At 50.2% G+C, this 24333-nt stretch carries 18 protein-coding genes and 2 tRNA genes; all 20 read left to right on the top strand.

Annotated elements, in window-relative coordinates; genetic code table 11:
• Positions 1-92 precede the first annotated feature (92 nt).
• The 20 genes from NE619_RS04170 (at position 93) to rsfS (ending at position 24329) form a co-directional block, all read left to right on the top strand.
• Positions 93-860, top strand: a complete 768-nt coding sequence (locus NE619_RS04170; RefSeq protein ID WP_256131109.1) for an ABC transporter ATP-binding protein — start codon at positions 93-95, stop codon at positions 858-860.
• Complete coding sequence (locus tag NE619_RS04165) at positions 850-2841, top strand: FtsX-like permease family protein (RefSeq protein ID WP_256131108.1); 1992 nt, start codon at positions 850-852, stop codon at positions 2839-2841. The genes NE619_RS04170 and NE619_RS04165 overlap by 11 nt, the downstream gene beginning before the upstream one ends.
• Positions 2842-2967: 126 nt before the next feature.
• Positions 2968-3050 (top strand) — tRNA-Leu (locus NE619_RS04160).
• A 681-nt stretch (positions 3051-3731) separates the two neighbouring features.
• On the top strand, positions 3732-5246 hold the full coding sequence (locus NE619_RS04155) for a catalase (protein ID WP_256131107.1): 1515 nt from the start codon (positions 3732-3734) through the stop codon (positions 5244-5246).
• 32 nt (positions 5247-5278) lie between these two features.
• Complete coding sequence (locus tag NE619_RS04150; RefSeq protein ID WP_256131106.1) at positions 5279-6979, top strand: ABC-ATPase domain-containing protein; 1701 nt, start codon at positions 5279-5281, stop codon at positions 6977-6979.
• A 193-nt stretch (positions 6980-7172) separates the two neighbouring features.
• Positions 7173-7802: a TetR/AcrR family transcriptional regulator gene (locus tag NE619_RS04145; RefSeq protein WP_256131105.1), complete on the top strand. Its 630-nt coding sequence runs from the start codon at positions 7173-7175 to the stop codon at positions 7800-7802.
• Positions 7796-11521: an efflux RND transporter permease subunit gene (locus tag NE619_RS04140; RefSeq protein WP_256131104.1), complete on the top strand. Its 3726-nt coding sequence runs from the start codon at positions 7796-7798 to the stop codon at positions 11519-11521. Before NE619_RS04145 ends, NE619_RS04140 begins: the two co-directional genes overlap by 7 nt.
• A 69-nt stretch (positions 11522-11590) precedes the next feature.
• Positions 11591-11677 (top strand) — tRNA-Leu (locus NE619_RS04135).
• Positions 11678-11725: 48 nt separating this feature from the next.
• Positions 11726-12193, top strand: a complete 468-nt coding sequence (yajC, locus tag NE619_RS04130) for a preprotein translocase subunit YajC (RefSeq protein WP_256131103.1) — start codon at positions 11726-11728, stop codon at positions 12191-12193.
• A 161-nt stretch (positions 12194-12354) separates the two neighbouring features.
• Positions 12355-12720 (top strand): TIGR04086 family membrane protein, encoded by a 366-nt coding sequence (locus NE619_RS04125; protein ID WP_256131102.1) that lies wholly within the window; start codon positions 12355-12357, stop codon positions 12718-12720.
• Between the two features lie 132 nt (positions 12721-12852).
• The gene (gene secD, locus NE619_RS04120) at positions 12853-15093 is read left to right on the top strand and encodes a protein translocase subunit SecD (protein ID WP_256131101.1); all 2241 of its coding nucleotides are present in this window, start codon (positions 12853-12855) and stop codon (positions 15091-15093) included.
• Between the two features lie 22 nt (positions 15094-15115).
• Positions 15116-17305: a RelA/SpoT family protein gene (locus tag NE619_RS04115; RefSeq protein WP_256131100.1), complete on the top strand. Its 2190-nt coding sequence runs from the start codon at positions 15116-15118 to the stop codon at positions 17303-17305.
• Between the two features lie 37 nt (positions 17306-17342).
• On the top strand, positions 17343-17792 hold the full coding sequence (dtd, locus tag NE619_RS04110; RefSeq protein ID WP_256131099.1) for a D-aminoacyl-tRNA deacylase: 450 nt from the start codon (positions 17343-17345) through the stop codon (positions 17790-17792).
• Positions 17793-17806: 14 nt separating this feature from the next.
• On the top strand, positions 17807-18430 hold the full coding sequence (locus NE619_RS04105) for an MBL fold metallo-hydrolase (protein WP_256131098.1): 624 nt from the start codon (positions 17807-17809) through the stop codon (positions 18428-18430).
• A complete protein-coding gene (gene hemZ, locus NE619_RS04100; protein ID WP_256131097.1) occupies positions 18417-19778 on the top strand; it encodes a coproporphyrinogen dehydrogenase HemZ in 1362 nt (453 codons plus the stop codon). The genes NE619_RS04105 and hemZ overlap by 14 nt, the downstream gene beginning before the upstream one ends.
• 4 nt (positions 19779-19782) lie before the next feature.
• Entirely contained in the window at positions 19783-21036 is a 1254-nt protein-coding gene (gene hisS, locus NE619_RS04095; RefSeq protein ID WP_256131096.1) for a histidine--tRNA ligase, read from the top strand.
• 9 nt (positions 21037-21045) lie between these two features.
• A complete protein-coding gene (gene aspS / locus NE619_RS04090) occupies positions 21046-22836 on the top strand; it encodes an aspartate--tRNA ligase (RefSeq protein WP_256131095.1) in 1791 nt (596 codons plus the stop codon).
• Between the two features lie 4 nt (positions 22837-22840).
• Positions 22841-23443: a nicotinate-nucleotide adenylyltransferase gene (nadD, locus tag NE619_RS04085; RefSeq protein WP_256131094.1), complete on the top strand. Its 603-nt coding sequence runs from the start codon at positions 22841-22843 to the stop codon at positions 23441-23443.
• The gene (gene yqeK / locus NE619_RS04080; protein WP_256131093.1) at positions 23430-23984 is read left to right on the top strand and encodes a bis(5'-nucleosyl)-tetraphosphatase (symmetrical) YqeK; all 555 of its coding nucleotides are present in this window, start codon (positions 23430-23432) and stop codon (positions 23982-23984) included. Before nadD ends, yqeK begins: the two co-directional genes overlap by 14 nt.
• The gene (gene rsfS / locus NE619_RS04075) at positions 23985-24329 is read left to right on the top strand and encodes a ribosome silencing factor (RefSeq protein ID WP_256131092.1); all 345 of its coding nucleotides are present in this window, start codon (positions 23985-23987) and stop codon (positions 24327-24329) included.
• The last annotated feature ends 4 nt before the right edge of the window (positions 24330-24333 follow it).

Below are 24333 nucleotides of genomic sequence, written 5' to 3'. Positions count from 1 at the left end.
TTACGAAAGTGTAAGATTTCTGTCAGGTAAATCGGTGGAAACCGCGTTTTCCTCCTGCTATGCTATAGAAAAGAAACAGGGAGGAAGTAACGATGAATTATGTTTTAAACGCAAAGAACGTACAAAAATATTATTATAATAAAAAGAATGTCACAAAAGCGGTGGACGATATCGACCTCAACGTGCGGCGGGGAGAATATATCGGCATTATGGGTCCGTCCGGAAGCGGAAAGACAACGCTTTTAAACTGCATCTCTACCATCGATACAGTGACTTCGGGACATATCTTTATCGAGGACAAAGATATTACAAAACTGAAACAAAATCAGCTTTCCGATTTCAGAAGAAATCATCTGGGGTTTATTTTCCAGGACTTTAATCTGCTGGATACTCTTACGGCTTATGATAATATCGCTTTGGCGCTGGCCGTGATCGGAAGATCGCCGGAAACGATCGAGCAGTCGGTGGGGCGGATTGCCGCTGAGCTGGGAATCGGCGAGATTCTGACCAAATTTCCTTATGAGCTGTCGGGCGGACAGAAACAGAGAATCGCCTGTGCCAGAGCGATGGTCAAGGAACCGTCTCTGATACTGGCCGATGAGCCCACCGGGGCGCTGGATTCAAAATCGGCAAAGATGCTTTTGCAGAACCTGGGCGATATGAATGAAAAGCGGAACGCCACGATTCTGATGGTTACCCATGATGCTTTCACTGCCAGCCACTGCAAACGCATCCTCTTCATGAAGGACGGAAAGCTGTTCCATGAGCTGGTTCGGGGCGCTGATTCCAGGAAGGATTTTTTCAGAAAAATCATAGAAGTGGTTTCCGTACTGGGAGGTGACAACAGCCATGTCATCTAAGAAAAACAATTCCCAAACCATGAAGATGTTTCACCAGATCGCGCTGAAAAACGTGAAAAACAATCTGAAAAACTACATGATCTATTTTCTGACTCTGACCTTAGGCGTTGCTCTGTTCTATACCTTTAATTCCATCAATGCGCAGTTTTCCATGATGAATGTAAAGGATACCGGAAGCTATCTGACCTTTGCCTCCGGCATGATTCTGGCCGTATCGCTGTTTATCTGCGTGATCATGGGATTCCTGGTCAGCTACGCCAATCGGTTTTTGATGCGCAAACGAAAAAAGGAGCTGGGCCTTTATATTACCCTGGGTATCGAGCAAAAGATGATATCCAAACTGATTCAGAAGGAAACTTTCTTTATCGGCGTAATTTCTTTGGCCATCGGCCTGGCAGCGGGAATCTTTCTTTCCCAGGGTCTGGCTCTGATATCCATGCGGCTGCTGGGAGCGGAGGGAGCTTCCTATCATTTTGTGTTCTCGCCTCTATCGGCTGTGGGAGCTGTCTGCTTCTTCGGTCTGCTGTTTGTGGTCATGTATAAAGTGAACAACCGGACTTTAAAGAAGTATAAGCTGATCGACCTGCTGTACGCGGAGAAAAAGAACGAGTCCTTTCAGGAGCGGTCCAGGGGGAAAAACCTTGTGATCGCTGCCTGCGGAATTGTATTGATGATTGCGGGATATCTGCTGATCCTGCGGCCCGATGCGATAAAGATGAAACTGGTGGCAATCGGAATTATAGGAATTGCCATCGGAACCTTCTTTTTCTTCTGGGCTTTGTCGGGAATCCTGATGGGGATCGTTAAAAAGAATAAGAAAAGCTACTACAGCGGAATCAATTTGTTTTCCGCCGCGCAGATCGCCAGTAAGCTGAAAACAACCAATCTTTCCCTGTCGATCATCTGTGTCCTGCTGTTTCTGTCTGTCAGCAGCATGACGGTTGGCCTGGGAATGGGAAAAAGCACGTCTCAGGATCTGGAAAAATTGACGCCCTACGATGCCACCCTCAGCAAGGTGATGAGTGGCAGCGTGGGTGCGGAGCATTCTAAAAATTTGGATTTTGCTCAGGAACTGGAAAGCAAAGGCGTCCGTCTGAACCGGATCGGCAGCGTCGGGCAGCTGGCTGTATATGACTCGGAAGGTCTGAAGATAAAGGGCGGGGAAGTGGAGGCCGTGGCTCTGTCCGATTACAACAAAGCAAGGACCATGCAGGGGCTCAAACCCATCAAACTGCCTGCGGGCAAATACGTGCTGTCCGCCACGGATCGGGAACGAAAAGGAAAATTGGAAGATTTTCTTTCTCAGGAGGATACTGGGATTCTGGTCAATGGAAAAACGCTCACCGCCGCATCGGACAAATTGTTTGATATGGGATATACAGTCAAGAATGTCAATAGCGGGGACAATGCAGTGGTGGTGCCCGATTCAGTGTTAAAGGGCCTGACGCCGCTCATCATACACCTGAATATCAATTACAGGGGCGACAAGGAGCAGGCGGAACGTATGCTGACGGATGACTTTTTGAATGCCAGAGATCAATCCTATCTCTCTTCAACGAAAAACATGGTCATAATCGAAATTACCTCCACCAACTTAATGCTTTCCTATATGGCGATCTATCTCGGCATCACCTTCATGATATGCGCCTGCGTAGTGCTGGCCCTGCAGCAGATGGGAGAGGCTGAGGATAATCGGAAACGTTATAAATCCTTAAAGCAGCTGGGTGTTCGATCTGCTGTCATCCGAAGATCCGTCCTGCAGCAGATCGGTGTGTATTTTGGCTTTCCGCTTATACTGGCGTTGATACATGGCGCAGTCATTACAATTGGGTTTTACCTGCTGCTGCCGCCGATGGGCGCCGCGGCCGTGCTTTACAATATCTGTTTCGCCCTGATTGTGACATGCATTATTTACGGGAGCTATTTCTTCCTGACCTATCTGTCCGGCAAAGCTGCGGCAGACGCGGAAGTCTCCCTTTAAACGAATAAGCGAATTTTCGGCCGGAGCTGCCCCTGAGGAAGCTTTCGGCCGTATTTTTTTAAAATTCCAATTGACAAAAAAGCAAATTTCCTTTATTATTGTAAAAGTGAGCTGAATAAGCAACATGCGGCTGTGGCGGAATAGGCAGACGCGCACGGTTGAGGGCCGTGTGGGCGACCGTATGGGTTCAAGTCCCATCAGCCGCACCAAGGGAAAATCGCTGAAATCGTAAGGTTTCAGCGATTTTTATTTTTTTCGAATCAAAACACCGCTATATTGACTTCGATCCACGCATGGCATATAATACAGATAAGAAAAGAGTTACCGATGAACGGTCGCTCCCATTGAATAGTTAATAATTAACCGTCAAAGTTGGATGCTGGGACGGTTAATTATTTTTTGGAAATAATTCTAACGCTTGTTCGAAAACAAGGCGATAACTCCGACTACAACGAGTGCCCACGTGCCAAAAGCAATCAAAGCATCATATGTAACCATCGTATCACCTCCCCTTGCAGGGAGCGAACCGTCCACCGTATCTCTGGTAACTCTTGATGATAGTATAACTGATAGAGGGTAAGTTGTAAACTGAAAGCGTGCTGCACAAATTGGTCGGAATTGTACAAATATTCAGCAAACGTATTGACAAAAACGGTGCAAGTCCCTATACTAATTGATAAGAGTTCCCAATAGCGACAAATGGAAACAGGCAGCAGGTATTCAAACCATTTTGCTGCCGGAATTCAGATTGCTTCCCCTCTTTGCTGTTATTGAGACTGCCGTTATCACTTATATTCCATGGATGGCAGAACGAACGGACAAACGGAGGAATCCAGGAGGATGAATCTTCAGTATGATGTCGAAGGCTGAAGAAGGAAGGAATCAGAACGATGAAAGAATACAAAAAACTAACCAATGAAGTCGGCGCTCCGGTTGCCGATAACGAAAACGCCATCACAGCCGGTCCGCGGGGCCCCGTGATGATGCAGGATGTCTGGCTGATGGAAAAGATGGCCCATTTTAACCGTGAGGTCATTCCTGAGCGCAGGATGCATGCCAAGGGCTGGGGAGCATACGGAAAATTTACGGTTACCCATGATATTTCGCAGTATACAAAAGCAAAGGTCCTTCAACCCAATGCAGAGACGGAAGTCTTCATTCGCTTCTCCACTGTAGCCGGTGAACGGGGAGCTGCCGACTGTGAGCGGGATATCCGCGGCGTTGCCGTAAAGTTTTACACGGAAGAGGGCAACTGGGATCTGGTGGGCAATAATACGCCTACGTTTTTTATCCGTGACGTTCATAACTTTTCGGACCTGAACCGTGCGGTAAAGCGCGATCCGCGCACAGGGCGGCGTTCGGCTCAGAATAACTGGGATTTCTGGACGCTTCTGCCGGAATGTTTTCATCAGATTACAGTAGTCATGAGCGACCGCGGGATTCCCGCGTCTTTCCGGAACATGCACTTTTTCGGAGAGCATACCTATTCTTTTTATAATGAGAAAAATGAGCGGGTATGGTGTAAATTCCACTTTAAAACCCAGCAGGGCATTAAAAACCTCAGCAACGAGGAAGCTGCGAAAATCAATGGCATGGATCGCGAATATCACGGAAAAGACCTCTTTGAGGCCATTGAACGGGGCAATTATCCCAAGTGGACCATGTATGTGCAGATTATGACGGAAGAGCAGGCGAAGAACCATTACGAGAATCCTTTTGACATCACGAAAATATGGCGTCATAAGGAGTATCCTCTGATTGAAGTGGGTGTGTTGGAACTTAACCGCAATCCGGAAAACTATTTCGCGGAAGTGGAACAGTCCGCGTTTACGCCTGCGCATGTCGTGCCCGGCATTGGTTTCAGTCCTGACCGTTTTTTGCAGGGACGTCTCTTTGCCTATGGCGACGCACAGCGCTATCGTCTTGGAGTGAATCATAATCTGATCCCGGTCAATCAGGCAAAAGGGGATGTGAGCGATTATCACCGGGACGGAGCTATGCGTACCGATGGCAACTATGGCGGCGCGCCGGCCTATGCGCCCAACAGCAGCGGATACTGGACAGCGCAGCCGGAAACAGCAGAGCCGCCGCTGGAGCTTGAAGGAGCAATGTGGCGGTATGATCCAAAGGATGACCCCACGGACGACTGTTTCCGGGCAGGCGGCAATCTGTGGCGTGTGATGACGGAAGATAAAAAACAGATACTGATTGAAAATACGGCTGCGGATATGGCCTCCGTTACCGAGAACATCAGATATCGCCATGCGGCCCACTGCTATCTGGCCGATCATGAGTACGGCGAGCGTTTCGCGCAGGCAGCGGAACTGCGTATGGACCGGGTCATAGAACTGGCCCAACTGGACCATGCGGGATTGATTCAGGCAACCCTGTCTGATATAATATAACCGATAAAATAAAACAGAAAGCAGGCAGGATCATGAAACAGGCATCGGATCTGCAAAGACAGCTTGCGGCTGTCAATGGCAAAAGCTATTCTTTATATAAAGAGCTGCGGGGCAGCTATCGGTTTGATGATTACATTCTCTCCCTGGACCGGGTCCAGGGAGATCCTTTTGCGCCGCCGTCGGCATTGAGCGCAAAGATACCGTTTAAGGATACCGGTATTCCCAAAGTTTATACGGAGAAAAAACATACCCGTATCGCGCTGCAGGACTATCTGACCCGCAGACTGGCCGCGCAGTTGGAACGATTCAGTTTTAAAGCGGGAGGTTCGGGCAAGAGCGGCCTTCTGGCTTCATCCAGGTGCGGACAAACGGTCCTCGAACGCACGGCCTGTCAGATCACGGACGATTATCTTATTGTAAGGTTTCATGGAGGGTTTCCCGCAAACGGAAGACGCATCAACGCGGGAGCACTGGAAAAGATGCTTTTTTCCTTCATTCCCGAAAGCATTGAAAAGGCACTTTTTTATCGAAACATGGATGGGAACAAGCTGGAACAGGTGATCTTCCTTGCGGACGATCAGCATGCGATCCGCGGAGAGTTGAAAAAGCGAAATTTGGCGGCGTTTGTCGCCGATGGAGCGGTTCTGCCCCGTGAAAGCGGTATATCGGACCGGCCGATGAAAGAATCCGTACCGTTTTCCTCTCCTGATACACTGCGGGTAACGATGGAGCTTCCCCACAGAGGGAGTATGAGCGGGATGGGAATTCCCTGTGGAATTACGTTGATCGCAGGCGGCGGATATCACGGAAAATCCACGCTGCTCAATGCGCTGGAGCAGGGGGTGTACGACCATATCGCAGGTGACGGCAGAGAGTATGTCATCACCGATGAGACAGCCGTAAAACTTCGTTCTGAGGATGGACGATTTATCAAAGATGTGGATATTTCCCTCTTCATCAATGATCTTCCCAATGGCAGGGATACCCATCGATTTTCCACGCTGGATGCCAGCGGCAGCACCTCGCAGGCTGCGGGCATAGCAGAGAGCATTGAGGCGGGCAGCCGTTTGTTTCTCATCGATGAAGACACCTCCGCTACAAATTTTATGGTGAGGGATACTTTTATGCAGGAGGTCATCAGCCGCAGCAAGGAGCCGATCACGCCTTTTATCGAAAGAGCGGGCCAGCTCCGGCAGCAGGCGGGCATCTCCACGATTCTGGTCGCAGGGAGCTCGGGAGCTTTCTTTCATATCGCCGATACCGTCATTCAGATGGATTGCTACCACCCATCGGATATCACAGGCAAGGTCAAAGCGCTGTGTGAAAAGTACCCGGCGCCGGGCGCGGAAAACGTGCCGCCCTTTTGCCTGCCGCACAGCAGCCGTATAATGAACTGGCCCAAATTGCTGGAACAGGAGAAAAAGAAACACAAACCGCTGAAAGTAAAGGTCCACAGCAGGGACTCCTTTTCCATCGGAAAAGAAACTGTAGATCTGAGGTATGTGGAACAGCTGACCGATTCCGAACAGACAGCCTCTTTGGGGAAACTGCTGCTGTACGGCCTGGAGCAGCTTACGGACGGCAGGAGAACTCTGGATGAGATCGCTGAAAACCTGGATGAACAGCTGCATAAACAGGGGTTGGAAAGCTTCTTTTCCGGCAACGCGGTATGTGGTTTTGCAGCCGTGCGCAGGCAGGAGATTTTCGCCTGCCTGAACAGACTTAGAAGATAGTATGTGTAAAAGTATTCCGGGATGGAAATCCGCTGCGGTCCGATGAACTCTCCACAGATTCCAAAGGAAATCCGAAAAAGAAAAAGAGCTGAAGTTAAATGAAAATCAGTTGACAATCGACACTGTGTCAAGTACAATCTATCTATGTTGTGTTGACACAGTGTCAATTTTTGTAGAAAGTAAGGAGATAATAATGCCGACAGAGGCCTTTTTTCATTTAGAAGAGCAAAAGAAAAAAGTTTTACTGGAATCCGCCATCGACGAATTTTCCGCGCTGCCTTACGAAAAGGTTTCGATCTTCAAGATCGCTCAGAACGCAGGAGTTTCGCGAAGCGGATTTTATTATTACTTTAAAGATAAAGAGGATATTTATAAATATCTGATCGATCAGATTAAAGACGAGTTTACCACAGAGCTCAGCAAAGAAAAGCAGCGTTATGACATATTTTCGCTCTGTAAAAGAATTTTCAGCCTGCTGGCCAGAGTAAAGGGCACCAGCAGGGAAGCTTTTATCAAGCAGATCGTATCCAATGCCAAACCCGATGATGTGAATGAGTTTCTGGATAACTTTGAGCTCTGCGCAGAGAAAAAACATTTTGAATATCTGTGCGATTTGGATGATCTGAACAGCTATTCCGAGCAGGAGATGACGAGCCTTACCTGGCTGCTTATCTGCAGTTCCGTATATGCCCTTCAGCGGTATTTCGCAGGGGGCGAATCGCTCGAAAGGGCGGAAGAACGACTGGATAAGATGTTGAATATGCTCAAATACGGCGTTATAAAAGAAAGCAAAAGGGACAGAAAGGGAGGAGCCATATGTTAGCAAAATTCAGTGTAAAAAAACCCTTTACCGTGCTGGTCGCGGTCATATTGATTATTGTCTTTGGGATCGTGTCCTTTAGCAAAATGACTCCGGATCTGTTTCCCAGCATCAATATGCCCTATGCTATCGTTATGACAACCTACCCGGGTGCCAGCCCGGAAGAAGTGGAGACGGAACTTACCAAACCCATGGAACAGCAGCTGGCCACTCTTAACCATATAAAAACGCTCACCTCTCAATCCAATGAAAGCTTTTCCATGATTGCGCTGGAGTTTTCCGACGATGTCAATATGGATGCGATTTCCGTAGATATACATGAGAAAATCGACATGATATCCGGCCAGTGGGATGAAACCGTGGGCACGCCTGTGGTAATGAAGATCAATCCGGACATGATGCCGGTCAATGTTGCCGCGGTCAGCTTGAAGGACAAGAGTACTTCCGAGACATCGGCCTTTGTGGAGGAAAACCTGCTGACGCCCCTTGAAGGGATCGAAGGGGTGGCCAGCGTCAATGCCACCGGTCTGATCAGCGAAGATATCCAGGTGGTTCTTTCTCAGGATAAAATTGATAAAATCAACAAAAAGACCAGCAATGCCATTCTGAAACAGTTTTCCGACGCCAAGGGGAAGCTGAACAGTGGCATCAATTCGGCCAAGGGAGGCCAGGACAAGATCGAATCGGGCAAAAAAGAGGTGTCCAAAGGGCAGCAGCAGGCCGCCCAGCAGATGGAAGCGGCCAGGGTTCAGATGAAAGAAGGGATCGAGCAGCTGGAGCAGGCGAAAGCGGCCATCGTTCAGGTGGAGCTTCTCAAAGCGGCTCAGCAGGAAATCGAAAAAGCGGTAAAAGCCCAGAACCCTTCCTGGTCTGACGAGCGAGTTAAAGAAGAATGCATGAAAAATCCCATTTACGCCCAGACCGCGGCTACCCTGGAATCCATGGGCAAGACCCTTAAGAATTACGGTATGGACATCAATAAACTGCCGTCCACCAAAGAGATCGACGCCCAGATCAAGGCGGTGGAGGATGGGCTGTCCAAACTCAATGTACAGCAGGCCACGATTTCCGATACCCTGGGTAACAATATGTCCGAACTGACTGCCGGAAGCAGTACCTTGCAGGCTACGGTAGCACAGCTGCAGGCATCGCTGGCGCAGATCCAGTCCTCGGAGGAGGCGGCTCTCAACAGCGCCAATCTGACCGGCATACTGACCATGAGTAACGTATCCTCCATCCTCGATGCCCAGAACTTCTCCATGCCGGCCGGCTATGTCAGCGACGGAAAAAGCGAAGTTCTGGTCAGCGTGGGCAACAAAATCAAGAGCATCTCAGAACTGCAGGATCTGGTAATCCTGGATATGGACATCGACGGTGTGGACCCGGTCAAACTTTCCGATATCGCAGATGTGACCAATGCCAATAATGCCGCGGAAACTTATGCCAAGATCAACGGCGAAAACGGAGTGCTTCTGACCTTTACCAAGCAGTCCGGCTATGCGACCGCGGATGTGGCGGACCGGGTTACGGAGAATTTCGAAAAGCTTTCCGACAAATACGATGGACTGACCTTTACCAATTTGTCCGACCAGGGCGAATACATCCATATGGTCATCAATTCGGTACTGCAGAATCTGCTTTTGGGTGCGATTCTGGCAATCCTGATTCTGCTGCTGTTCCTGCGGGATATCCGGCCGACGATTATCACGGCCATCAGCATCCCCATCAGTGTGACCTTTGCCATTGCGCTGATGTATTTCTCAGGGGTCACCCTCAACGTGATCTCTCTGGCGGGACTTGCGGTAGGGGTCGGGATGCTGGTAGATAACTCCATTGTCGTAATCGAAAACATCTACCGGCTGCGCGCCATGGGCTACAGCCATACCAGAGCGGCCATATCGGGAGCCGCCCAGGTAACGGGGGCCATTACGGCTTCCACCCTGACCACGATCTGCGTATTCGTGCCGATTGTATTCGTAGAGGGAATGACCCGCCAGATCTTTACCGATATGGCGCTGACCGTCACCTACGCGCTGCTGGCCAGCCTGTTTATCGCTCTGACGCTGGTTCCGGCCATGGCCAGGGGCCTGCTCAAGCGGGAGGCGAAAAAGACGGCCCTCAGCCAGGAAAGCCCCATTATCCACCGCTACAAAAACGCCGTGGAGTTTGCTCTGGCTCACAGAAAGTGGGTGCTGATCATCGCCGTTGTGCTGCTGTTCGGCTCCACCGGTCTGGCCCTGAGCAAAGGATTTTCCTATATGCCGGCTATGGCAAGCCAGCAGATGTCGGTAACCATACAGATGCCGGATGACAGCGACCTTGAGGATACGGCCGAGGTTACAGACGCGGTTTCGAAAAAAATCATGAAGATGGATTATGTGGAGACGGTGGGGGCCATGCTTTCCAGCGATGCGAGCGGGGCCATGGGCATGTCCATGGGAGAAAAGGATGTAACCCAGTCTATGATGTATGTGATCCTGGATGAAGACAAACTGGATCAGGCCAAGGATCTGTCCAAAAAGATCGAAGCCATGGGCAAGGACTATGATTGTGAGATCACGGCTCAGGGAGATACGGACATGATGAGCATGATGGGCGGTTCGGGCGTACAGATGAAGGTGTACTGCGACGATCTGGATAAACTGAGATCATCCGCCATCTCCATAGAAAAGCGGCTGGGCCAGGTCAAAGGCCTGAAGGAAGTGACCGATACCAAAGCGGACAGTGCGCCCAAGCTGCAGATCAATATTCACAAGAACAAAGCCATGTCCTACGGCCTGACGGTAGCCCAGGTATTCGCCAGCATTTCGGAGCAGCTGTCCAAAGACAAGGCGGCCACCACCCTGGTTCAGAGCGGCGAGGGCACCGATGTGATGATCTCCAGCAGGGACACTGAGTCCATGTCGAAAAAGGACCTGGAAGATCTGAAAATCACGGGCAAGAAAGCCGATGGCAGCGATACGAAAGTCAGCCTGTCTACCATCGCCGATATTTCCGACGAAGAGACTTTGAGCGTCATTGATCATGAAGCGCAAAAGAGGGTACTGAGCGTCAGCGGAGAGCTGGTGGATGGCTATAATATCACCCATGTGACCAGCGACGTCAAGAAAGCGGTGGAGAAGATGGACCTTCCGTCGGATGTGAAAGTGGAATTTGAAGGCGAGAATGAAACGATCATGGATGCCATGAAGCAGATGATACTCATGCTGGTGCTGGGCATGCTGATGGTGTATCTGGTCATGGTAGCTCAGTTCCAGTCTCTGCGTTCACCGTTCATCGTTATGTTCACCGTGCCCCTGGCCTTCACCGGCGGTATGCTGGGATTGCTGCTGACCGGGCAGGACGTCAGCGTAGTGGCCCTGCTGGGATTTGTCATGCTGATGGGCGTCATTGTAAATAATGCCATCGTACTGGTGGACTGCATCAACCGGTTCCGGCTGGAAGACGGTATGGACCGTCATGATGCCATTGTGGAGGCGGGAGCTGTGAGAATGCGGCCGGTTCTGATGACAGCCATAACGACGATTCTGGGGCTTTTGCCGCTGGCGATCGGTATGGGCAACGGCGCGGAGATGATGCAGCCCGTGGCCATTGTCTGCATCGGCGGCCTGATCTACGCCACGCTGATGACTCTGATCGTGATTCCGGTCATGTACAGTCTGCTGAGTAAAAAATACATGACGGACATCAAAGCGGAGGATCTGGAAATCATCGACGCTTAAAAATATACCGAGTTTTTCAGGTAAAAATCTTGTCTAAACCCATAAGCTATGATATAATAATTTCATTGCGCCGGCGTGATGGAATTGGCAGACGTGCGGGACTCAAAATCCCGTGGTGGCAACACCGTATGGGTTCGACCCCCATCGCCGGCACCATTTGAATTAGAATTGTATAAAGTAATATTTTAAGGAGGCTTTATTTTTATGAATGGGAACATGTTAGCAACGTTACTGCCTTTAGTTCTGCTCTTAGTAGTAATGTACTTCCTGCTGATCAGACCTCAGAAGAAGAGGGAAAAGCAGGTAAATCAGATGAGGAGCAATGTTCGTGTTGGCGATGAAATCATCACGATTGGCGGAATCTGCGGCAAAGTCGTAAAGACGAAAGAAGAGTCCCTTGTGATTCAGGTTGGAGCTGATAAAGTAAAATTCGAAGTAATGAGATGGTCGATTTCCAAAGTGGTTGAAAACGCAAATGCGAAACCGACTAAGAAAGTAAGCGTATCCTCAGAGGAAGAAACCGAAGAGGAAGAAGCTCCAAAGAAGGCAATGCCGAGAAGACTTAAGAAAAAAGCAGCTGAGGAAGAAAAGGCAGAAGAACCGGAAACTGCTGAAGAAGCGGCACCGGAGCAGGAACCCGCTGAAGAAGCGGCAGCTGAGGAAGAAAAATAGGCCGGCCTTTTATAATAAGGAATCAAGACGCATCAGAAAGCTGAAGGTTTTCGATGCGTCTTTTTCGTACTCTGAGCGAGATTGTAAATCGGCGGACACAGGTTCTTATTTCCCGCATTGCGAAATATACTGATTACAAGCAAAAGGGAGGTACAAAATCTATGGATAAAATCACGAGGATCTGTAAAGGGTATCTGGTCAGCCTGATCGCATTCGGTCTTTTCACACTGCTGGGGGCGTTGATTCTAAAGTTTACTCCGTTTCCGGAGAGCTGGAGTTTCTTTTATCTGCTGGCGGCCATGAGTCTGGTATGTTTGTTTATCGGTCTGTATATGGGGAGCTTTTTTCAAAGGGCCGGACTGCTGACGGGACTGCTTTTTGCGGCCATTCTTCTCCTGCTCATACTGCTCATTGTCAGCGCCTGCTTTACGACATTTATCAAAATTTCGATGCTCACTCCCGTATATCTGATACCGCTGGCCGTCGGCGCGGTGGGAGGAATTCTTGGCGCAAACATGAAAAAGTAGCGAGAAAGCAGAAAAATCAATGGTCCCCCTTGTTAAAACAGTAAAAAAGTAGTAAAATATTATGACTGTAGTTTAAAATGGCACAGATGTTGCCATATAGAATTTATACATAAGATAAGAGTGGAGGACAAAATGAATTACAAGCTTAAAAGGGTTGTCGCAGTTTTGGTCATACTGTTGATTGCGTTCGGATGGTATGTGACTCTCTTTGGACTGGGGTCCGTAATGGATCCGACAATCAATAAGATCAAGCTGGGGCTGGACATCAAAGGCGGCGTGTACGTAGTCATGGAAGCGCAGGACACGGAAAAAATGTCGGATGAAGAGCTGAAGGAGGTCATGACTCAGACACAGGCGGTTATCGAAAAGCGTGTCAATGAAATGGGTCTGGCGGAGCCGACTGTAACCATAGAAGGCAGCGACCGCATTCGTGTGGAGCTTCCGGGGGCCGATGATGCCGAAGAGGCCATCAACCAGATCGGTAAGACCGCTCAGCTCCAGTTCGCGCTGGCAGACGGCTCAGTCGTTCTGGACGGAAGCAATGTCAAGACGGCTACCACCGGCACAGCGGAGGACGGAGGCTATGCTGTCAACCTGGAGTTTGACAGCACCGGAGCAAAGAAGTTTGAAGAAGCGACCGCGAAAGCGTACGGTCAAACGGTCACCCCTGCCATTGACGGGATACAAGCCAATGAGATAATGATTCTTCTGGATAACCAGATCATATCCCATCCGGGTGTTAAGGATGGTCCGATCCCCGGAGGAAAATGCGAGATCACAGGAGGCTTTACGCAGGATCAGGCTAAAGAGCTGGCGGCCCTCATTCGTGGCGGCGCGCTGCCTACCGAACTGAAGGAGGTTACCTCCTCCGTACAGACGGCCAAGATCGGCTTTAACGCCCTGGAGCAGAGTGTTCTGGCCGGATTGATCGGTTTGGCTCTGATCTTTATCATTATGCTTGTAGGCTATCGCCTGATGGGCCTGACGGCGGATATTGCCCTGCTGCTGTACGTGGTAATCATACTCAACGCTATGGCGCTCATGGGCAGCGTTCTGACTCTGCCGGGAATCGCAGGTATTATTCTGTCCGTCGGTATGGCGGTGGACGCCAACGTCGTCATTTTCTCCCGAATCCGGGAAGAAATTATCGGCGGCAAGACCATACGGGTTGCCGTGCAGTCCGGGTTTAAACGGGCCATGAGTACGGTTATCGACTCACAGGTGACGACCTTTATCGCCGCCATCATTCTGTATCAGGTAGGAACCAGCTCCGTAAAAGGTTTCGCCTGGACCCTGATGATCGGTATTCTGGCCAGCCTCGTTACAGCGGTGCTCATCACGCAGCTGTACCTGAGCATCCTTTCCGAAAGCAAACGGTTTACCAGAAAAGGCTTTTTCGGAATTAAAAAGGACAATACGGCTACTTTCCAGATTAAACGGGACATTCATTTTATCAGACACAGAAAGATTTTCTACATCATAACGGTTGCGATCATGCTGATCGGCCTGGGTTTCGGACTGGTCCGCGGCGGACTCAACTACGGGATCGACTTTACCGGCGGTACCATGATTCAGGTAGATATGGGCAAGCAGGTACCCGTGTCGGATGTGGAAAAATCGCTGAAAAAGCATAAGCTGGATCCCGAGATCATTTATTCCGGTGAAGGCAATGAAGAAGTGGTGATTCGTACTATGGAGGCCCTGGACGCAGATCAGCGGGCGGAGGTTATCAATACACTGAAAGGGGACTTCGGTTTTGAAGACAGCGACGTGGTCGCTCAGGAACTGTTCGGTCCTTCCGTGGGTAAGGAGCTGAGGAACAACGCCATCAAGGCCATTCTTCTGTCGGCCCTGTTTATGCTGATCTATATTCGGCTACGTTTCTCCGAATGGAAATTCGGCGGGGCGGCGCTTTTGGGCGTACTTAACGACGTACTGATTCTCATCGCTTTTTATGCGATCTTCAATGTACAGGTTAACAATCCGTTCATAGCGGGTATACTTACTGTAGTCGGGTATTCGATCAACGACACTATCGTTGTATTCGACCGTATACGTGAGAATATGAAATATTCCCGCAGAGGCGGAACGGAAGAGCTGATCGACAAGAGTATCACCCAGACTCTGGGCCGGTCGCTGATGACTTCCTTCACGACCCTGGTGGTTATGATCCCGCTCTTTGTCATGACCGGCTCCGCGATCCGCGAATTTACGCTGCCGCTGATGGTCGGCGTACTGGCGGGAGCCTGCTCCTCGATCACCATCTGCAGTCCACTGTACTATGAGTTTTCTACGAGAGGCAGAGGGAGCAAGTACCTGAGAGATGTAAAAAAGAAAAAAGCACAGAGAAAAAAAGACAAAAATGAAAAATAAGAATGAGGAAAATGTACAGTAAATGAAGAGCAGAGAAGAATTTTTAGAAACCATTTCCGGTTATAATCCCAAGTACGACTTGGATTTAATCGGACGGGCCTACGACAAGGCCAGACAAATGCATGAAGGACAGCTGAGAAAATCCGGCGAACCCTATATGATCCACCCCCTGGCCGTAGCGGAAATACTGGCTGACCTGGGGATGGACGAGGATACCATTGTCGCCGGTCTGCTTCATGATGTGGTTGAAGATACTTCTTACACGGAAGAAGAACTGACCGAGGAGTTCGGGGAAGAGGTGGCGCTTTTAGTAGACGGCGTCACCAAGCTGGGCTCCCTGAAATTTGAGAGCAAGGAACAGCGGCAGGCGGAAAACCTGCGCAAAATGTTTCTGGCCATGTCCAAGGATATTCGTGTTCTCATCATCAAACTGTCTGACCGTCTTCACAACCTGCGGACGATCAACTATATGACCGAAAACAAGATCATCGATAAGTGCAAGGAGACGCTGGAAATCTATGCGCCTCTGGCCAGCCGTCTTGGTATCTACGCCATGAAGTTCGAGCTGGAGGACATTGCTCTCAAATATCTGGATCCGGAAGCCTATTACAACCTGGTGGAAAAGGTCAGCGAGAGAAAAGAGAAGCGGGAAGAAGCTATCAAACAGGTGATCGACGAGATTAAAGAAGCGCTGGAAGATCTTCGCATCCACTATGACATCATGGGCCGGTCCAAGCATTTTTACAGCATCTACAAAAAGATGAAATATCAGCATAAACAGCTGGATGAAATCTTCGATCTGACGGCCGTACGCATCATCGTGGAAAATGTGCGTGACTGTTATGCGGTGCTGGGAATCGTCCATACTCTGTGGACGCCGATCCCCGGCCGCTTTAAAGACTATATCGCTATGCCCAAGCCCAACATGTACCAGTCCCTCCACACCACGGTCATCGGCGACACGGGCAATCCATTTGAAATTCAGATTCGTACCTACGAAATGCACAAGATCGCGGAATACGGTATCGCGGCCCACTGGAAGTACAAGGAGGGCATCACCCAGGATAAGGAAGAAGTGAAGCTGGCCTGGCTCCGCCAGACTTTGGAGTGGCAGAAGGACATGAACGATCCTAAGGAGTTCATGGAGACCCTGAAAGTCGATCTTTTCGCCAGCCAGGTATTCGTTTTCACCCCTCAGGGAGATGTCATTGAACTTCCGGCCGGATCTACGCCGCTGGACTTCGCGTTCAAAATCCATTCCGATATTGGATGCAAATGCGTGGGCGCTAAGGTAAACGGTAAGATGGTCACCATAGACCACACCCTTGAAAACGGCAACATCATCGAGATTGTTACGTCCCCCAATGCGGCGGGACCCAGCATCGACTGGCTGAAGATCGCGAAAAGCAGTACGGCCAGAAATAAGATCCGCCAATGGCTGAAAAAGGAAAACAAATCCGATGCCGTTGATAAGGGAAAAGACCTGATCGATAAATACGTCCGCAAAAAAGGCTATGACCCCAAGGAAGTATTAAAAAATGCCTTTATCAATCGGGCCATCAAAGAACTGAATCTGAACAACAGCGATGAGCTGTATACTCAGCTGAGCCACGGCGGAGCCTTCCAGAGCAAGGTGGGAACTCTGCTGTTCAAATATTACAACGATGAAAAACAGGAACAGCTGGAACGGGAAAAGAAAGAACTGGAAAAGAAAGTACCCGATGAACGCAAGGAGCGGGAAGCGCGCAGACGCCGGGAAAACGCCGGGATAACGGTAGAGGGCGTGGACAATCTCATGATCCGCATTGCCAGGTGCTGCAATCCTGTGCCGGGTGACGATATCGTAGGATTCATCACCAAAGGCAGAGGAATCTCCGTACACCGGGCCGACTGTCCCAACATCACTTCCCTTCCTGAGTCTGAAAAGGCCCGCTTTATTGATGTCAAGTGGGATAAGGACAAGCTGGATCAGGTCTATACGGCCGATGTCAGCGTTATCGCTCAGGACAGAAAAGGTTTATTTTCAGCGGTTTCCAGGGTCTGTGAGGACATGGACGTTCACATCGACGGCGTCAATGCCAAAAGCAGCAAGGACGAAACGATCAATGTGACACTGACCCTTTCCATATCCAGCAAGGATCAGATGGAAAAGGTCCTCCGATCTCTGCGGAGCGTTCCCGGAGTTTCCGATGTCTACCGGGCAAAGCCGTAGATCGGAAAACAGTAAAAAAGAAACAACAGGAGAAGCTATGCGAGCAGTAGTACAGAGAGTAACAGAAAGCAGCGTGACCGTGGACGGAACGATCACCGGCGCCGTATCAAAGGGGCTGATGGTCCTTTTGGGCGTAGCAGACGATGACACGGAAAGCGACGCCAAATATATCGCTGACAAGGTAGTGGGACTTCGCATCTTTGAAGACGCGGACGAAAAGATGAACCTGTCGGTAAAAGACGTGGATGGACAGATTCTGGCCGTTTCCCAGTTCACTTTAATGGGAGACGTGCGCAAGGGAAAACGTCCCAGCTTCACCAAAGCCGCCAGGCCTGAGGAAGCGAACCGGCTGTACCGGGCTTTTATTGAGCTGGTGCGGGAGCAGGACGTTCACGTGGAAGAAGGAGTCTTTCAGGCCGATATGCTGGTAAAGATACACAATGACGGTCCAGTGACCATTCTGCTGGACAGCAAAAAAACATTTTAGAGAGGGAAAGTTTTATGAAGATCACCAATCTGCCCAGCGGTCCGCTGGCTGTAAATACGTATCTCGTGGAAGATGAGACGACGAAGAAAGGTTTTATCGTCGATCCCGGCGGCTACAACCCCCAGCTGACGCAAACGATCGCCAGCGAAGGGATCGATATCGAATATATCATTCTGACCCATGGACACAGCGACCATATCGGCGGGGTCAGCCAGCATAAAGAAGAACTGCCCCACGCAAAGGTAGTAGCTGATGAAGCGGAAGTTCCCATGCTTGCCGACGCACGGATGAACATGAGCGCTATGATGGGCGGAGCCGTTACCCTTACCCCGGATATTACGGTAAAGGACGGAGATACCTTAAAGGTGGGAAACATGGAATTGAAATTTCTCCATACGCCGGGTCATTCGCCGGGAGGAATGTGCATTGTCACCGGCAATGTGGTATTCAGCGGAGATACGCTTTTCTGCCAGTCCATAGGAAGAACCGACTTCCCGGGCTGTTCCTTCAATGATTTGTCCGACTCCATCCGCAGCAAGCTGTATGTCCTTCCGGACGATACCCAGGTTTTCCCGGGACATATGGGTCCGACCAACATAGGATATGAAAAGGAGAGCAACCCATTTGTACGGCCTTAAACTGCAAAACGTTGACAATACCAATCCTTATGAAGAGCTGATCAAGCTTTTTCTCACGCCGCAGCAATACCGTATTTTTTCTCATGAAGAAGAAAGCGTACCGGCAGAAACGGCTGTCTTTTCTTTTGAAGGAGACAAGGATCGGCTGAAACGGGAGCTGTACGGCTATCTTGCGCATAAGACCGGCCTGCGTCCCAAGTGGGGAATTCTTACAGGCATACGGCCGGTAAAGCTGGCCGGAGAACTGCAGAGAAAGCTGGGAAGCGCGGAAAAAGCAAAGCAGATGCTGATCGAGGACTATCTGGTAGAAGAAGGAAAAGCGGATCTGCTTCTGGAGCTTTACGCCTACCAGCAGCGGTATCTGGGAAAGCCCGGGCCGGATTCAGCGGGAATTTATATCGGAATTCCCTTCTGCCCAACCAGGTGCCTGTACTGTTCCTTTACTTCCAATCAGGCAGGCCCGGAAGAAATCGAGCGATATCTGAAAGCGCTGCATAAGGAAATTGCTTTTGTCGGGCAGGGAATGGCAGCGGACGGCATTACTGCCGAGTCGCTTTACATCGGCGGCGGAACCCCGACCACCCTTACGGCGGAGCAGCTGGCGGAGCTGCTGGCCTGCGTCAGGAATTCCATGGACTTATCCCGGCTGGCGGAGCTGACCGTAGAAGCGGGAAGACCCGATACCATCACGCCGGAAAAACTGGAAGTGCTGAAAGCTGCCGGGGTAAACCGGATCAGCATCAATCCCCAGACCATGCACGATACGACTTTGGAGCTGATAGGCCGTTCCCATACAAAGGAGCAGACGCTTCAGGCGTTTCAAATGGCCCGCGAAGCGGGAATTGACAGAATCAACGCTGATCTTATTGCCGGACTTCCGGGGGAGACCGCAGAGAATTTTCAGGAATCGCTGGCACAGGTTATAGAACTGGGAGCAGAAAACATAACGCTCCATACCCTGGCTGTAAAGCGTTCCTCCAGACTCAAGGAAATGGATGAGAATTTCCATTACAGACAGCCCCAGCTGGCGGAAACCATGCTTTCCCAGGCTGCGGAAAAACTGCGGAATAACGGATACCGGCCATATTATCTTTATCGGCAAAAGCATACGGCCGGAAGCACTGAAAATATCGGATACTGCAGGGAAGATGCTTTAAGCGTTTACAACGTGCGCATCATGGAAGAAGCACAAAGCATCATAGCTCTGGGAGCCGGAGGCATCACAAAGGTTTATTATCCGCGGGAAAACCGTCTGGAACGGGTCCCCAACGTATCCAATTATGAGATTTATATAGAGCGCATCGAGGAGATGCTGGATCGAAAGAAAAAGAATTTATTCAGGAGGTAAAAAGATGTTAACCAACGCACCAAAAGGCACCAAGGACGTATTACCCGCTCAGGTGTACAAATGGCACTATGTGGAACAGGCTTTCGCGGATATCTGTGCCAAATACGGTTTTAAAGAAATCAGGACTCCCGTCTTCGAACATACAGAGCTGTTTTCAAGAGGCGTAGGCGATACTACTGATATCGTACAGAAAGAAATGTACACCTTCCAGGATTACGGAAAGAGGAGCATTACCCTGAAGCCGGAAGGAACTTCCCCGGTGGTGCGCGCTTTTATCGAACATAAATCCTATGCGGACGTGCAGCCTTCCAAATACTATTACAATACGCCGTGCTTCCGCTATGAAAAGCCGCAGTCCGGCAGGCTGAGAGCCTTCCACCAGTTTGGAATTGAAGTCTTTGGAACCAACAATATGCTGGCCGATGCGGAGGTTATCTGCCTGGCTCACGATTTTCTTTCCGGTCTGGGGATCAAAAACGTGGAACTGCGCATCAACAGCGTAGGCTGTCCCCAGTGCAGGGAGGCTCACAGAAAGGCTCTCCGCGATTTTCTGCGTCCCAAGTACGATGAGCTCTGTGATACCTGCAAGGATCGCTATGAGCGGAATCCGCTGCGTATTTTAGACTGCAAATCGGAAATTTGCCAGGAGCTGGTGCAGGGAGCGCCGATGATGATCGATTTCCTCTGCGATGAGTGCAAAGATGCCTTTGAGCAGGTGCAGGAAAACCTGACGAATATGGGCATTGAATTTGTGGTGGACCCGGGAATTGTCAGAGGACTGGACTATTATACCAAGACTGCCTTCGAGTTTGTCACAAACAGTATCGGAGCCCAGGGAACCGTCTGCGGCGGAGGCCGTTACGACCACCTGATCGAAGAGGTGGGGGGACCTCCCATTCCGGGCGTTGGCTTTGGACTGGGCATCGAGCGTCTGCTGCTGACCATGGAAGCCAATAATGTGGAGATTCCCGAACCTGATGGCGTAGAGGTCTTTATCGCGGTTATGGGAAACGATGCCAAGGCTTTCGGACTCAAACTGCTGCGCCAGCTGCGGCAGGCCGGAGTGCGCGCTGAGATGGATACTATGGCCAGAAACATCAAGGGCCAGTTCAAATACGCCAACCGACTCCACGCTAAAAAGACGGTTGTCATCGGAGATAATGAGCTGGCGGAGAAGAAGGTAGCCATCAAGGATATGGAGACTTCTCAGCAGATGGAAGTGGCAATGGACGACATAATTAAGGAACTTACAAAATAGGAGAAAAGGATGGAACGTATACTCAAAAGGACCCATATGTGCGGTGTCCTCAACGAAAAAAATATAGATGAGCAGGTTGTAATTAACGGCTGGATTCAAAAGAGAAGAAACCTTGGAGGCCTGATCTTCTGCGATGTCCGCGACAAGACCGGCATCGTTCAGGTAGTGTTCAACGACCAGATTCCCCAGGAGCTGTTTGAAAAAGCGGACCGCCTGCGCAGTGAATACGTGGTGGGAATCAAGGGAACCGTTAAGGAGAGAGAATCCAAAAACGCCGATCTTCCCACAGGGAGCATCGAAATCTTTGCCGATGATCTGATGATCTATTCGGAGGCCGATACACCGCCGATTTACATCAAGGATGACGACAATGTGGACGATAATCTGCGGCTCAAATACCGCTATCTGGACCTGAGAAAGCATCAGATGCAGCAGAACCTGACCTTCCGCCACAATCTGACCAAGCTGGCAAGGGATTACTTTGACAGCCAGGGCTTTACGGAAGTGGAGACGCCCATGCTGATCAAATCCACACCGGAGGGCGCCAGAGACTATCTGGTTCCCAGCCGCGTCAATCAGGGGGCGTTCTATGCGCTGCCTCAGTCGCCGCAGATGTTCAAGCAGCTTCTGATGGTAGCCGGAACAGACCGCTATATGCAGATTGTAAAATGTTTCCGTGATGAAGATCTGCGTGCTGACCGTCAGCCGGAATTCACCCAGATTGACCTGGAAATGTCCTTTGTGGATCAGGACGATGTGATCGAAATTCAGGAAGGTTTCCTGAAGAAAGTATTCAAAGACCTGATGGGCATTGACATCGCAACGCCTTTCCGCAGGATTCCTTATGAGGAAGCCATGGAACGCTATGGCAGCGATAAACCGGATACCAGATTTGGATTTGAGCTGAAAAAACTCAACGATTTGGTGGCTGACTGTGAATTTAAAGTGTTTACCGATGCGCTGGCAGCCGGCGGCGATGTCCGCGGAATCTGCATCGATGGCGGGGCGGCGGCATATACCCGTAAAAAGATTGACAAGCTGACGGAAGCAGTAAGGAGCTACGGCGCCAAGGGCATGGTTTGGATCAAGGTGGAGGAAGACAAAATATCCTCTTCTGTAAACAAATTCTTTTCGCCGGAAGCTCTGCGGGAAATCGCAGACGTCTTTGAAGCCAAGGCAGGCGATCTGATTCTGATCGTTTCCGATAAAAAGCAGGTGGTCTTTGACAGCCTGGGTTTCCTCAGACGTCATATCGCAGGGGAACTGGGATTGTTGGACGACAATCAGTATGAACTGCTGTGGGTGGTGGACTTCCCTCTCTTCGAGTACGATGAGGAGGCGGATGAATACCATGCCAAGCATCACCCGTTTACTTCCCCGAATCCGGAAGATCTGGAATTCCTGGAAAGCGATCCGGGCAGGGTGAAGGCGCAGGCCTATGATATCGTGCTCAACGGCGTGGAACTGGGCGGCGGCAGCATCCGTATCCATGACCGCGCTTTACAGGAAAGAATGTTTAAGGTGCTGGGACTTTCCCAGCAGGAGATCGATGAAAAATTCGGCTTCCTGGTAGAAGCCTTCAAATACGGAGCACCGCCCCACGGCGGACTGGCCTACGGTCTGGACCGTCTGGTGATGCTGCTGACCCATCAGAGCAGCATTCGCGAAGTAATCGCCTTTCCAAAGAACCAGGCCGCCCAGTGCATGGTCAGTGAAGCGCCGGCGCCGGTGGATCAAGAGCAGCTGGCGGAACTGGGCATCGCAGTAGAGACGGCGGAGGAAGAGAAAGCGCAGCAGTAAGGGCATGAAACGAATTGGAATTTTAGGAGGAACCTTTGATCCCGTCCATTACGGCCATATCGGGCTGGCTGAGGATGCCAGGGAGCAGGCAGGACTTTCCAGGGTCCTGCTGATTCCGGCAAAGCTGCAGCCCTTTAAGCTGGACAAGCAGGTTACCTGCGGGGCCCATCGTCTGGCGATGGTCCGACTGGCTGTGGAAGACATTCCGGGTCTTGAGGCCTCTGATTATGAATTGAAGCAGGAGCAGATTTCCTATACCTATAAGACTTTGCGGGCTATCTCCGCCGAAATGGGTGAGGAAACGCAGCTCTGTTTTATCACTGGTACCGATGCTTTCCTTAAAATCGACAAATGGAAAAACGCGGAGGAAATGCTGACCAGCTATTCCTTTGCGGTGGGATCGAGACCGGGCTATAAAGAGATGGAACTGGACCGATGTATAGAGCGGTTAAAATCGGTCTATAATACGGATATTGTAAAAATTCATAACCGCAGAAGAGACATTTCCGCCACTCAGATCAGAGAGCGGCTGGAAAGCGGCAAATCACTTTCCGGACTGGTGCCGGAACAGGTAGAAAGGTATATCCTTATAAATGGACTCTATTGAAGTTTATATTGAAAAAAACTTATCGGAAAAGCGCAGACGCCACACCTACGGCGTTGTTGAGACTGCAAAAAAGCTGGCAAAAAAATACGGCTGCGATGAAAAAAAGGCGGAAACTGCCGCGCTTTACCACGATATGTTCCGCAGCACTCCGGCAGCCGTGCTTAATATGTACGTAAAACAACTGGGACTTTCGCAGGACTATCTGGATAATGCCAATCTGGCCCACGGGCCCATTGCGGCGAAAATTATGGAGCGGGACTACGGCATCGTTGATCCCGATATTTTGAACGCGGTGCGCTATCATACCACCGGCAGAGCGGGCATGTCCCTGCTGGAAAAGGTGATTTATCTGGCAGACGCCATTGAGCCGCAAAGAGAATATCCGGGAGTGGATGAGATCCGGCAGACGGCCGAAGTGTCGCTGGATCAGGCATGCCTCTTATCCATGGAGCGCTCTATTACATATATTGAGGAGCGGGGACTGTTCCTCCATGAGAATACGATAAAAGCACGAAATGATTTAAATAGAAGGGAGAATTAAATGGATTGTAAAGACATGGCAATGTTTTCAGCAAGAGTCCTGGACAATAAGAAAGCACGGGACATTGCTGTAATCAACATTGGAACCAAAGCCGCCTTCGCGGATTACATGGTTCTGGCCTCCGGCGGCAGCGAAAGACAGATCGAGACGCTGGCCGATGAACTGGAAGAGCAATTCCAGAAGGAAGGAATATCTGTCCGGAATATCGAAGGAAAGAAGCATTCCGGCTGGATTCTGATGGACTACGGCGATATTATCGTGAATCTTTTGACCGTGGATATGCGTGACAAATACAACATTGAAAAGGTCTGGGGAGACTGCGAATTTTTAGATCTGGAGGATTAAGATG

The sequence above is a fragment of the Anaerovorax odorimutans genome (assembly GCF_024459955.1).
Lineage (GTDB): Bacteria > Bacillota > Clostridia > Peptostreptococcales > Anaerovoracaceae > Hominibacterium > Hominibacterium odorimutans_A.
This window is presented reverse-complemented; position numbering and strand designations above follow the sequence as displayed.

Bases quoted from the DNA above. Each gene is read 5' to 3' on its own strand.
- aspS (WP_256131095.1), top strand. From the start codon at position 21,046: ATGGAACGTATACTCAAAAGGACCCATATGTGCGGTGTCCTCAACGAA.
- yajC (WP_256131103.1), top strand. From the start codon at position 11,726: ATGAATGGGAACATGTTAGCAACGTTACTGCCTTTAGTTCTGCTCTTA.
- NE619_RS04140 (WP_256131104.1), top strand. From the start codon at position 7,796: ATGTTAGCAAAATTCAGTGTAAAAAAACCCTTTACCGTGCTGGTCGCG.
- nadD (WP_256131094.1), top strand. From the start codon at position 22,841: ATGAAACGAATTGGAATTTTAGGAGGAACCTTTGATCCCGTCCATTAC.
- NE619_RS04125 (WP_256131102.1), top strand. From the start codon at position 12,355: ATGGATAAAATCACGAGGATCTGTAAAGGGTATCTGGTCAGCCTGATC.
- NE619_RS04115 (WP_256131100.1), top strand. From the start codon at position 15,116: ATGAAGAGCAGAGAAGAATTTTTAGAAACCATTTCCGGTTATAATCCC.
- yqeK (WP_256131093.1), top strand. From the start codon at position 23,430: ATGGACTCTATTGAAGTTTATATTGAAAAAAACTTATCGGAAAAGCGC.
- hisS (WP_256131096.1), top strand. From the start codon at position 19,783: ATGTTAACCAACGCACCAAAAGGCACCAAGGACGTATTACCCGCTCAG.
- NE619_RS04165 (WP_256131108.1), top strand. From the start codon at position 850: ATGTCATCTAAGAAAAACAATTCCCAAACCATGAAGATGTTTCACCAG.
- NE619_RS04145 (WP_256131105.1), top strand. From the start codon at position 7,173: ATGCCGACAGAGGCCTTTTTTCATTTAGAAGAGCAAAAGAAAAAAGTT.
- secD (WP_256131101.1), top strand. From the start codon at position 12,853: ATGAATTACAAGCTTAAAAGGGTTGTCGCAGTTTTGGTCATACTGTTG.
- dtd (WP_256131099.1), top strand. From the start codon at position 17,343: ATGCGAGCAGTAGTACAGAGAGTAACAGAAAGCAGCGTGACCGTGGAC.
- rsfS (WP_256131092.1), top strand. From the start codon at position 23,985: ATGGATTGTAAAGACATGGCAATGTTTTCAGCAAGAGTCCTGGACAAT.
- NE619_RS04150 (WP_256131106.1), top strand. From the start codon at position 5,279: ATGAAACAGGCATCGGATCTGCAAAGACAGCTTGCGGCTGTCAATGGC.
- NE619_RS04105 (WP_256131098.1), top strand. From the start codon at position 17,807: ATGAAGATCACCAATCTGCCCAGCGGTCCGCTGGCTGTAAATACGTAT.
- NE619_RS04170 (WP_256131109.1), top strand. From the start codon at position 93: ATGAATTATGTTTTAAACGCAAAGAACGTACAAAAATATTATTATAAT.
- NE619_RS04155 (WP_256131107.1), top strand. From the start codon at position 3,732: ATGAAAGAATACAAAAAACTAACCAATGAAGTCGGCGCTCCGGTTGCC.